At 69.5% G+C, this 10,543-nt stretch carries 10 protein-coding genes, 4 pseudogenes and 2 riboswitches; of the genes and pseudogenes, 9 read left to right on the forward strand and 5 right to left on the reverse strand.

Features of this window, described 5'->3' with window-relative positions:
* The first annotated feature begins 152 nt into the window (after positions 1-152).
* Positions 153-662 carry a pyrimidine dimer DNA glycosylase/endonuclease V gene (locus ACFFIO_RS08890; RefSeq protein WP_115932241.1) on the forward strand — a complete coding sequence of 170 codons (510 nt, stop codon included), beginning with the start codon at positions 153-155 and terminating at the stop codon, positions 660-662.
* A gap of 117 nt (positions 663-779) precedes the next feature.
* On the opposite strand, the gene ACFFIO_RS08895 is transcribed toward ACFFIO_RS08890, so the two are convergent.
* A complete protein-coding gene (locus tag ACFFIO_RS08895) occupies positions 780-1,955 on the reverse strand; it encodes a zinc-dependent alcohol dehydrogenase (protein WP_378041224.1) in 1,176 nt (391 codons plus the stop codon).
* Between the two features lie 277 nt (positions 1,956-2,232).
* Positions 2,233-2,336: riboswitch (TPP riboswitch) on the forward strand.
* Positions 2,337-2,382: 46 nt separating this feature from the next.
* Between ACFFIO_RS08895 and ACFFIO_RS08900 the strand changes: the two genes are divergently transcribed.
* The 3 genes and pseudogenes from ACFFIO_RS08900 to ACFFIO_RS08910 all read left to right on the forward strand — a co-directional run.
* The gene (locus tag ACFFIO_RS08900) at positions 2,383-3,147 is read left to right on the forward strand and encodes a 3-oxoacyl-ACP reductase (RefSeq protein ID WP_115932243.1); all 765 of its coding nucleotides are present in this window, start codon (positions 2,383-2,385) and stop codon (positions 3,145-3,147) included.
* A gap of 22 nt (positions 3,148-3,169) precedes the next feature.
* Positions 3,170-3,253, forward strand: a pseudogene (locus ACFFIO_RS08905) (hypothetical protein); the annotation flags it as partial.
* A gap of 86 nt (positions 3,254-3,339) precedes the next feature.
* Positions 3,340-3,732 (forward strand): annotated as a pseudogene (locus ACFFIO_RS08910) (LLM class flavin-dependent oxidoreductase); the annotation flags it as partial.
* 8 nt (positions 3,733-3,740) lie between these two features.
* Here ACFFIO_RS08910 and ACFFIO_RS08915 read toward each other — a convergent pair.
* The 3 genes from ACFFIO_RS08915 to ACFFIO_RS08925 all read right to left on the reverse strand — a co-directional run bounded on the left by ACFFIO_RS08915 (position 3,741) and on the right by ACFFIO_RS08925 (position 4,854).
* Entirely contained in the window at positions 3,741-4,007 is a 267-nt protein-coding gene (locus tag ACFFIO_RS08915) for a hypothetical protein (RefSeq protein ID WP_308421946.1), read from the reverse strand.
* Positions 4,008-4,148: 141 nt separating this feature from the next.
* Positions 4,149-4,547 (reverse strand): thiamine phosphate synthase, encoded by a 399-nt coding sequence (locus ACFFIO_RS08920; RefSeq protein ID WP_378041253.1) that lies wholly within the window; start codon positions 4,545-4,547, stop codon positions 4,149-4,151.
* Complete coding sequence (locus ACFFIO_RS08925; protein WP_378041225.1) at positions 4,459-4,854, reverse strand: thiamine phosphate synthase; 396 nt, start codon at positions 4,852-4,854, stop codon at positions 4,459-4,461. Before ACFFIO_RS08925 ends, ACFFIO_RS08920 begins: the two co-directional genes overlap by 89 nt.
* A gap of 15 nt (positions 4,855-4,869) precedes the next feature.
* A riboswitch (TPP riboswitch) is annotated at positions 4,870-4,971 on the forward strand.
* A gap of 45 nt (positions 4,972-5,016) precedes the next feature.
* On the opposite strand from ACFFIO_RS08925, the pseudogene thiO reads away from it, so the two are divergent.
* From thiO to thiD, 5 genes and pseudogenes are all read left to right on the forward strand, one after another.
* Positions 5,017-6,265, forward strand: a pseudogene (thiO, locus tag ACFFIO_RS08930) (glycine oxidase ThiO).
* 68 nt (positions 6,266-6,333) lie between these two features.
* Positions 6,334-6,504 (forward strand): annotated as a pseudogene (gene thiS / locus ACFFIO_RS08935) (sulfur carrier protein ThiS); the annotation flags it as partial.
* A gap of 3 nt (positions 6,505-6,507) precedes the next feature.
* Entirely contained in the window at positions 6,508-7,344 is an 837-nt protein-coding gene (locus ACFFIO_RS08940) for a thiazole synthase (protein ID WP_115932245.1), read from the forward strand.
* Complete coding sequence (gene moeB, locus ACFFIO_RS08945; protein ID WP_378041226.1) at positions 7,341-8,525, forward strand: molybdopterin-synthase adenylyltransferase MoeB; 1,185 nt, start codon at positions 7,341-7,343, stop codon at positions 8,523-8,525. The genes ACFFIO_RS08940 and moeB overlap by 4 nt, the downstream gene beginning before the upstream one ends.
* 151 nt (positions 8,526-8,676) lie before the next feature.
* Positions 8,677-9,495: a bifunctional hydroxymethylpyrimidine kinase/phosphomethylpyrimidine kinase gene (thiD, locus tag ACFFIO_RS08950; protein WP_378041227.1), complete on the forward strand. Its 819-nt coding sequence runs from the start codon at positions 8,677-8,679 to the stop codon at positions 9,493-9,495.
* Positions 9,496-9,753: 258 nt separating this feature from the next.
* Here thiD and ACFFIO_RS08955 read toward each other — a convergent pair whose 3' ends face one another.
* Positions 9,754-10,491, reverse strand: coding sequence for a glycosyltransferase family 2 protein (locus ACFFIO_RS08955; protein WP_378041228.1), 738 nt, complete (start codon positions 10,489-10,491; stop codon positions 9,754-9,756).
* Positions 10,492-10,543 lie beyond the last annotated feature (52 nt).

A 10,543-nucleotide genomic window follows, 5' to 3' on the forward strand; every position in this document is an offset into this window, starting at 1 on the left:
TCGTGCACGTGATTCGAGCTAACCATTTCGATCATCGAGATAAAAGGCTGGATCGGCCGGGTGACATGGCTCGACGTCACGTATCGGTGCGCGTTCGTGCGGTCAGGCGGGTTAGGTCCGGTGAGAACGGTCGGCTGCGGGATGATGGGGGCATGCGACTGTGGAGTCTCCATCCCCGTTACCTGGACCGCCAAGGACTCACCGGTGGATGGCGCGAGGCACTGCTGGCCCAGGCCGTGCTGGCCGGTCGCACCAAGGGATACCGTTCGCATCCGCAGCTCGTGCGGTTCCGTTCGCACCCGGACCCCGCCGCCGCAGTCGGGGCCTTCCTCCTCGTCACAGCGGAGGAGGCCGCCGAACGCGGCTACAACTTCGACGTGACCCGGATCGACCGACCCGGCCATCCGGCGTCGGGACTGGCGCACGACGCCGGCCGGGACCTCCCGGTGGACGGAACCTTCTCCGGCGTCCCCCGACTCCCGGTCGCCCAGATCCCGGTGACGGAAGGCCAGGTCGCCTACGAGTGGAAGCACCTCCTGGCCAAGATCGGCCAGCGGACCCCGGAACGGCTGGAAGGCCTGGTCGGCATCAGCGTGCCGCAGGTCCACCCGTTGTTCGAGGTCGTTCCGGGCGACATTGAGTCGTGGGAGCGGCTGGGCTAATCCCCATACTGTTCAATGAGGTTGTGGCGGCTTGCGGCTGTGTCCCAGTGAGTGCGTTGGTCCATGACGCGCCGGAGCCCGGCCCCGCAGGGATCGGACTCCCGTGCGGGTCCACGACTATGGCTTGAGGACGGCCTTGATACAGCCGTCTTGCTTCTTCTGGAACTTCTCGTACATCTCCGGGGCTTCGTCCAACGACGCGGTGTGCGTCTTGAGGTCCAGGACGCCGAGCGGATCCGAGGGGTCATCGACCAGCGGAAGGAGGTCGTCGATCCACCGTTTCACGTTGCACTGGCCCATGCGCAACTGGATCTGCTTGTCGAACATCGTGAGCATCGGCAGGGGGTCCTTCATGCCGCCGTATACGCCGCTGATCGAGATCGTCCCGCCGCGCCGGACGGCCTCGATGGCGGTGTAAAGGGCATCGAGCTTGTCCACCCCGGCCGTCTCCATCGCCTTGCGGCCCAGCGGGGACGGCAGCAGCCCTACGGCCTGGTGGGCTACCCCGGCCACGGGAGAGCCGTGGGCCTCCATCCCGACCGCGTCCACCATGGAGTCCGGGCCGCGGCCGTCGGTGAGGTCCTTCAGCTGATCGGCCACCTCGCCGGAGGAGTCCAAGGTCTCGATGCCGTGGCGCTCGGCCATGGCCCGCCGCTCGGCGACCGGGTCCACCGCGAGTACCCGGTAGCCCAGGTGGCGGCCGATCCGGGCGGACATCTGGCCGATCGGGCCCAGGCCCAGCACGGCCAGAGAGCCGCCCTGCGGGGGCGCGGCGTACTGCACGGCCTGCCAGGCGGTGGGTACCACGTCGGAGAGGTACAGGTAGCGCTCGTCCTCACCGGTGTTCGGGACCTTGATGGGCCCGTAGTCCGCGTGCGGGACGCGCAGGTACTCGGCCTGCCCGCCGGGCACCGAGCCGTAGAGGCGGGAATAGCCCAGGAAGACTGCACCGCTGTTGTACTCCCGAACCTGGGTCGTTTCGCATTGGGACTGCAGGCCCTGCTTGCACATGAAGCAGTGGCCGCAGGAGACGTTGAAGGGAATCACCACGCGGTCCCCGGCCTTGATCTGGGTGACGGCGGAGCCGACCTCCTCCACGATCCCCATGGGCTCGTGGCCGATGATGTCGCCCTTGTCCATGAACGGGGTGAGCACCTCGTACAAGTGAAGGTCCGACCCGCAGATGGCGGTCGAGGTGATCCGCACGATCGCGTCCGTGGGTTGCTGGATGCGGGGATCCGGAACCTCCTCGACGCTCACCGAACGCTTTCCCTGCCATGTCAAAGCCTTCATCTGTCCTCCTTCTCAGGGCCGCCGCCCCACCGGGAACGGCAGCCTGCTGATATATTCGGTCGAACCGACCCTACTACTGGGACTGCCCGATAACCTACTACTGGGACTGCCCGATAAACGGTGCGTGGGTCCGGCAGTTTTCGTCAGTTCGTGGTTCTCTCGACCTGTCTGGCGCGGGTGATCGCGAACATGTTGCGCGCTGGCTTGGCCCCTGGTGTGATGTGCTCCTGATCTGACACCACGACCTACCGCTGAGAAGGGGTCGGCTATGCTCGGGGCCAGTGACACGGGGTGCTGGTGCCCACCTGGCGACCAGCTGAGATGAGACCCGTTGAACCTGATCCAGTTCGTACTGGCGAAGGGATGTCCGCCCGGTTGGCGTTGTCTCCGGGCCTGCGCTCCTTCGCCTCGGCCTTGAGGAGCGTCCGTGCAGATCGCAGAGCAGATTGTCCTGGTGACCGGAGGGGGTCGCGGCCTGGGCCGCAGCATCGTCGAGGCCTTCGCCGGTCAGGGGGCGCGGGTTCTCGTCAACTACCACACCAGCCGGCAGGCCGCTGAGGAGCTGGCCTCCCGGTTCGGTTCGGACCGGGCCGTGGCCCTGCCCGCCGATGTCACCGACCCGGGGCAAGTAGCCGCCTTGCTGGCTACGGGACGGGAGCACTTCGGGGCCCCGGTCACGACCGTGGTGAACAGTGCGTTGATGGGTTTCTCTTTCAACGGCGACGCCCGCCCGGGGGTGACGGAGATCGGTTGGGAGGACTTCGCCGCTCAGTTCGCCGGCAGCGTCCGGGGGGCGCTCAACACGATCCAGGCGGCCCTTCCGTACCTGCGGGAGAAGGGCTTCGGGCGGATCATCAACGTCGGCACCAACCTGTTCCAGAACCCCGTGGTGCCCTACCACGACTACACAGCGGCGAAGGCGGCCCTGCTGTCGCTCACCCGCACGACGGCCAAGGACCTGGGACGGCACGGCATCACGGTGAACATGGTCTCCGGGGGCCTGTTACGCACCACTGACGCCAGCGCGGCCACTCCCGAGGAGGTCTTCGAGGCGATCGCCGCCGGCACGCCCCTGGGTCGGGTCATCACCCCGGAGGAGTTCGCCGACACCGTCCTGTTCTTCGCCTGCCCCTGGGCCCGGTCGGTCACCGGGCAGAACCTGGTGGTCGACGGCGGACTGGTCATGGATTGAGTGGAGGACCGGCATGACGGCCATGGCCCGCTCCACGTCGCACGTGGGGCTGGTCAGCACCGTCTCGACCACGTTCTCCGAGCCGTTCCTCGCGGCCCGGATGCTGGCGTCACTGGATCACATCAGCGGCGGCCGGGTGGGCTGGAACGTGGTCACGTCCATGTTCGCGATGCCGAGGCCCGCAATCACGGAATGGAGGCGCTACCCGGCCACGGCCAGCGGTACGAGCGGGCCGCCGAGTTCATCGAGGTGGCGCTACGGCTGTGGGACTCCTGGGACGATGAGGCACTGGTCCTGGAACCAGATGGCATGTACGCAGACCCAGCCCTGGTCCGGCCGATCGACCACGCCGGGGAGCACTTCCGGGTGTCGGGCCCACTGACCGTGCCGCGATCATCCCAGGGCCGCCCGGTGCTGTTCCATGCCGGAGCCTCCGGGCCGGGGCGCGAACTGGCCGCCCGGTACGCCGAAGGCATCTATGCCGTCGCCTACGACCTGCCCGCCGCCCAGAGTGACTATGCGGACCTGAAGAAGCGCATCGGCTCAGCCGGACGGGACCCAGCATCGGTGGCGGTGGTGCCCGGACTCGTGACCTATGTCGGCTCCACGGAGGCGGAGGCCGTGGCGAAGCAGTCCCGGGCGGACGCACTGCTGCCCGCGAAGCAGCCCCTGGCCCAGCTGGCACCTTCATCGGGCAGGACTGCACCGGTTGGCAACTGGACGCCCCGGTCCCCGAACTGCCCCCGCTCGAGCGGTTCAGCGGTCCACAGGGCCGCTACGCGACGATCCTGCGGATCGTGGAGGTCGAGGAGCCCACGGTGCGGCAGCTGCTGGGCCGTCTCGCGGCCGGAGGAGGGCAATGCACCATGGTCGGCACCCCCGAGCACATCGCCGACCAGATCGAGGAGTGGTTCCGTTGCGGTGCCGCTGACGGGTTCAACCTCATGCCACCGTGGCTACCGAACGACCTGGACGACTTCGTCGACCACGTCGTCCAGGGCTCAGTCGCGGATCAGTCCGCGCAGTTGCCGGGCCGCGACGCCGGGATCGGGGGCCTTGGTGATGGAGCGGACGACGACGATGCGGCTCGCCCCGGCATTGAGGACCTCGGGCAGCCGGTCGACGTCGATGCCACCGATGGCGAACCACGGGGTGCCCGCCGCCGCCGATCCCTCCATGAGCCCGGAAACATCCCGGACAAAACCCCGGCCGGTGGCGGGACGGCCGGGCTTGGTGGGGGTCTCCCACAGCAGTCCGGTGCAGATGTAATCGACCTCGGGATCCTCGACTGCCGCACGGGCTTGATCGAGATCATGGGTGGAACGTCCGATCAGCACCTCGGAGCCGAGTAGGGACCGTGCCTGGGCGGGGGAGAGATCGTGCTGGCCGATGTGGAAGATGTCGGCGCCGACGTGGGGCGGCCACGTCGGCCCGGTCGTTGACCGCGAACAGTTTCTCGTTTTCGCCCGCCACGTCGGCCAGCAGGTGCAGTGCGGAGATCTCCGCATCGGTGTCCAAGGTCTTGTCCCGCAACTGGATGATGTCGACCCCACCGGCGAGCGCGGCCTTCAGGACATCCTCGAGGTCACCCTGTTGCTGGCGGGCGTCGGTGCATAGGTAGAGCCGGGCGTCGGCGAGCCTTTCGGCGCGGGCACGGCGCGAGTTGCGGTCTGCTGGTACGGGGAACGCGGGGGTATGGTGGGTCACACGCTGGTGATAGTCAGCGGGTTCTGCGGGAGCCCCTCGGGGGCTGAGAAGGCTTGAGCGCCGACCGCCACACCTGATGCGGGTCATGCCGCCGGAGGAAAGGACGTGCCGGTGAATTCTGTGCATCCTGGTGTCGGGACTAGAGCGGTCGACGTCGCCGTCGTGGGCGCCGGGCTGGTTGGCTTGGCCACCGCTTGGGAGTTGCGCCGCCGCGGTCGCTCCGTCGCGTTGATCGACCCAGACCCGGGGGCGGGGGCGTCGCGGGCGGCGGCCGGCATGCTGGCTCCGGTCAGCGAAGTCCAGTACCAGCAGGAGTCCTTGTACCCGCTGATGGGCGCTTCGGCTGCCGAATACCCGGGCTTCGCTGCTTCCGTCGAGCAGGCTGCCGGAGCATCCGTGGGGTACCGGGCCACCGAGACCCTGGTCTGCGGAGTCGACTCCTCCGACCGGCAGGCACTGGCTGACCTTCGCCAATTGCAACTGAGCCATGGCATGGCGGTGGAACCGCTGACCCTCCGCGCGGCCCGTTCCCTGGAACCGGCCCTGACCCCGCGTCTGTCCGCGGCGTTCCGCATCCCCACCGACCACCAGATCGACCCGCGCCGACTGGTGACCGGGTTGCTGGCGGCCCTGGTCGAGCGAGACGTGACCGGGGTGCTCCTCGCCGGTGACGTGGATGGTGGGCCAGTGCGCCTTCTCCGCGTGCAGGCCAGGGCACTGTTGTGGGACGGGCAGGGCGTGGTCACCGGTGTCGTACTGACGGACGGTCAGGATGTGGTTGCTGACGAGACGATCCTGGCCCTGGGTATGGGTACCGGTGCACTGGATGGCCTGCCTGACACCTGTCGGTTGCCGCTTCGTCCGGTACATGGAGACATCCTTCGCGCCCCGGCTCCCCGCTGGCCCGCAGCGACTGATCGAGCGCACCGTTCGTGGCCTGGTCCACGGGGTGCCGGTCTACCTCGTGCCGCGCGTCGACGGCACGATCGTGATCGGTGCCACGTCTCGCGAGGACGACCTGGGTGGCGTCAGCGCCGGCGGGGTGTTTCGCCTGTTGCGCGACGCCCAGGCCCTCGTGCCGGGCGTTGCCGACCTGGAGCTCAGGGAGGTCATGGCCCGCGCCCGCCCCGGTACCCCCGACGACGCGCCCTACCTCGGCCGCATCCGCACGCCCGACGGCGAACCCGTGCCCGGCCTGGTGGTCTCCACTGGTCATTTCCGCCACGGGGTGCTGCTCACCCCACTGGCCGCTCGCCTTGCCGCCCAGCTGGTCACCGATCAGGCGGGGACCGATCCGGACGCCGACGCCGCGCACCTGACCACTACCGACCCCCACCGCTTCGACCCCTCGGGCCTCGCTCGGCGCACGGTCGCCGCCCAAGCTTCCGCCCCCGAGAACAGGAGGACCTGATGACCGCCATCACCCTCAACGGCACCCCGCATGCCGTGCCCGAGGACACGACCATCGTCGACCTCGTCGCCGAGGCCATCAGCCGGCCTCTGGGCCCCGACGGCCGCCCGCTGGACGGGGGCCGCCTGGGCATGGCAGTGGCCGTGGACGCCATCGTCCTCCCTCGCAGCCGCTGGTACCGCACGCCCGTCGTCGAGGGCCAGAGCATCGAGATCATCACCGCCGTCCAAGGAGGCTGAAACATGACCACGCCGCACCCGGACCCGCTGCTCCTCGACGGTGCGGAGTTCTCCTCCCGACTGATCATGGGCACCGGGGGTCTGAGCTCCCTGCACACCCTGGAGCAGGCCCTTCTCGCCTCCGGGACCGAGTTGACCACCGTGGCCCTGCGCCGCTACGCCCCCGGCCAGGGGGACACGCTGTTCTCCCTGCTCGAGCGCAACGGCATCCGGATCCTGCCCAACACCGCCGGCTGCTACACCGCCCGCGACGCCCTATTGACCGCCGAATTGGGCCGGGAGGCGCTGGAGACCGATTGGGTCAAACTCGAAGTCATCGCCGACGAGGACACGCTGCTGCCCGACGTCGTCGAACTGCTGGACGCCACCGAGCAGCTGGTGGCCCGCGGCTTCAAGGTCTTCGCCTACACCTCCGACGACCCGGCCGTCGCCCACCGCCTGGAGGACCTCGGCGCCGCCGCCGTCATGCCATTGGGCGCACCCATCGGCACCGGGCTCGGCATCCTCAACCCGCACAACATCGAGCTCATCACCTCCCGCGCCGACGTGCCCGTGGTCCTCGACGCGGGCATCGGCACCGCCTCCGAGGCCGCCCTGGCCATGGAACTGGGCTGCGACGCCGTGCTGCTGGCCAGCGCGGTGACCCGGGCCCAGGATCCCGTGGCCATGGCCACTGCCATGCGCCACGCCGTGGCCGCCGGACGGCTGGCCGCTGGTGCCGGTCGCATCCCCGCGCGCCGCCACGCCGTGGCCTCCTCACCCATGACCGGATTGGTCGACACCGACGACCCGGAGGACGTGCCGCGCGGAGACTGGGCACCCGTCCGGGAGGGCCGATGAGCTCGCTGCCCCCGCTCGTGGAACCCGGCCCCGAGCTGACCCTGGAGGAGATCGGGCGCTATGCCCGCCACCTGTCCCTGCCCCAGGTCGGGGCCATCGGACAGCGGCGACTCAAGAACGCCCGGGTCCTGGTCATCGGGGCCGGCGGTCTGGGCGCCCCGGCCCTGCAGTATCTGGCCGCCGCCGGGGTCGGAACCCTGGCGATCGTCGACGACGACGTGGTGGCGGTCTCCAACCTGCAACGCCAAGTAATCCACACGGTTGCCGACCTCGGTCGGCCCAAGACGGACTCCGCCGCCGACGCGGTGGCCCGGCTCAACCCCCTGGTGGAGGTGCGGACCCACGCGGTCCGACTCACCGCGGACAATGCCGTGGACCTGGTGGGCCAGTACGACCTGGTACTGGACGGCGCGGACAACTTCACCACCCGGTACCTGGTCAGCGACGCCGCGACGTTGACCGGCCGACCGTGCGTGTGGGGCTCGATCCTGCGCTTCCAGGGGCAGGTCAGCGTCTTCTGGGCCGGGCACGGACCCACCTACCCGGACCTCTACCCCGAGGCTCCACCGCCCGGGAAGGTGCCCAGCTGCGCTGAGGGCGGGGTGGTGGGGGTGCTTCCGGCCACGATCGGCTCCATCATGGCCACCGAGGCCATCAAGCTCATCACCGGCATCGGGGATCCCCTGGTCGGACGGGTCCTGGTGCACGACGCCCTGGAGATGACCTGGCGGGAACTCCGTCTGGACCCGGACCCAGACGCGGTCCCGGTCACAGCTGTGAACGACCTTGACCTCAACTGCGCCGTACCGGGCGATGCCGCGGTCGCCCTGCACGAGACGCTGACCGCCCCCGAGCTGGCGGACCTGCTCGAGCGCCGGAATCGCGGGGAGGCTGCCTTCACCCTGGTGGATGTCCGCGAGGACTGGGAACGCGAGCTGGTGAGCATACCGGGCGCACGGCCCGTTCCGCTGCAGGAGCTGCTCGACCGCCGAGAAGCCGCACTGCCAGCGGAGACCCGCGGCGCCGACCTCGTGCTGCACTGCAAGGCCGGGACCCGCTCCGCCACCGCCCTGGCCACGCTGCGCCCGTACTTCGCAGGGCGGGAGGAGAACATCCGCCACCTCGAGGGCGGGGTACTGGCCTGGGTGGCGCAGGTCGAACCGGAGAAACCTGCCTACTGAGCCAGCCCGACGCCACGAAGTCCACAGGTCCACCGAATGCAAGCGAGAGGAACACCGCGGATGTCCGTGCCTGAAGACTCCGTACCTTCTGATACCGGCCCGGCAGAGGTCCGACCCACGCCGGCAGAACTGGGTGGGGGGCAGTGAACTCGTGAGCAGACCACCGGTCGCCCTGACGATCGCCGGCTCGGACCCTTCCGGCGGGGCTGGCATCCAGGCCGATCTCAAGACGTTCTCGGCGTTGGGCGTCTATGGCACCGCCGTGATCACCGCGCTGACTGCCCAGTCCACCCAGGGCGTGACCGGCGTGCACGCCGTCCCCCCGGAGTTCGTCCGCGCCCAGCTCGACACCCTTCTGGCGGACATACCCGTGGACGCCATCAAGATCGGGATGCTCGCCGGCGCCCCGACCGTGCGCACCGTGGCGGACTTCCTGCGCGAGCTGGCCGAAGGACAGGGTCCGGCCGTGGTTCTGGACCCGGTGATGGTCTCCACCAGCGGCTCGCGCCTCCTGGCCGACGACGCCGTGGCTGCCATCCGCGAGATGTTGCCCTACAGCTCTGTCATCACCCCCAACATCCCCGAGGCCGCGGTCCTGCTCGACCAGGCAGAGGCCACCGACATGGAAGGCATGCGCACCCAGGCCCGGGCCCTGCTCGACATCGGCGCCCGGCGGGTGCTCCTGAAGGGCGGGCATCTGGCTGGTGGGCATGCCACCGACCTGTGGCTCGACGCCGACGGAGAGCACCTGTTCACCGGGCCGCGGGTGCCGACGGCCAATACCCACGGCACCGGCTGCTCGCTGTCCTCGGCCATGGCCGCCCTGGTACCGCGCTGCGCGTCATGGCCGCAGACGGTAGACCGGGCAAAGTCTTGGCTGACCGGGGCCCTGCGGGCCGCGGACTCCCTCGAGATCGGCCAGGGCCCCGGACCCGTCCACCACTTCTACGATCTCTGGAAGTCGCCATGATCCAGACCGGCACATGATCCACCAGCGGATCGCCAGTCGGAAGAGGCGATCGTGATCTGATCGAACGGTATTGGGGCTAATCCGCCGGGCCGCATCGTGCGGAAGCCACTGCTCAGACACCACCGGTCGATCGCCTGGGTCCGGCCGATCGCTTCCCAGACACCCGTCGCGTCGTGCCTCGTCCGCCAATCTGCAGGCAGATGTTCAGCGTGGGCGGCGGGGTTGACGGGCAACAGCCAGTGCGTGCACTCAGAACCGTCAGTGGGGCGCATGGCGAACACCCCACCCGAACCGCAGGGCCCACCGTTTCCACGGGGGCACCCGAGACCAATTGAGGGACAGGGTGCGCAGGGCGCGGTGGAAACGGCGGCCGAGCTGGGCCATCCCGCGCAGTGAGCGGGCCGAGACCCCCACCACGATGCGGGGCACGGTGGCCACGATGTGGTGAGGCCCCAACGCGAGGGCCAGGTCCATGTCGTCATGCACTTCCCGCTCCGTGCGGTGCACCCGGCCTCGCACCTCCCGCCAGACCGACCGACGGATGGCCATGTTCGAGCCCCACAGCGGCGCCCGGGCGGACGCCGCGTAACCGAGGGCGTAGTAGGCCCCCAGGTACACCGCAGCCGCAGGGATGCCGATCAGCCGGGGCAGGTCCACGAAACGACCCCAGCCGGTGACTGCGGCGGCCTCCGGGCGCTGCGCCATGGCCTCGGTGATCTGCTCGACCCAGTCTGGGCGGGGCAGCGAGTCGGCGTCGAGGCGGGCGATGACCGGGGCTTCGGCGGCGTCGTAACCGGTGGCGGCCGCGGCCCAGATGCCGACCGTCGGTTCCACCAGCACGCGCGCCCCGTGGAACGCGGCCACAGCCGCTGTGGTGTCCTCGGAGGCGTTGTCCACCACGATCACCTCGGCCGGCGCCACGGTCTGCTGCGCCAGGGCGCGCAGGCACCGGTCCAGCAGGACGGCGTCGTCTCGGGCGGGGATCACCACACTCACCAACTCCCGCTTCGGAGCTGGTGCTGGTACTGGCACTGAACCGTGCGTCTCG

Origin of the sequence: Citricoccus parietis (assembly GCF_042433045.1) — a bacterium.
Taxonomy (GTDB): Bacteria; Actinomycetota; Actinomycetes; order Actinomycetales; family Micrococcaceae; genus Citricoccus; species Citricoccus parietis.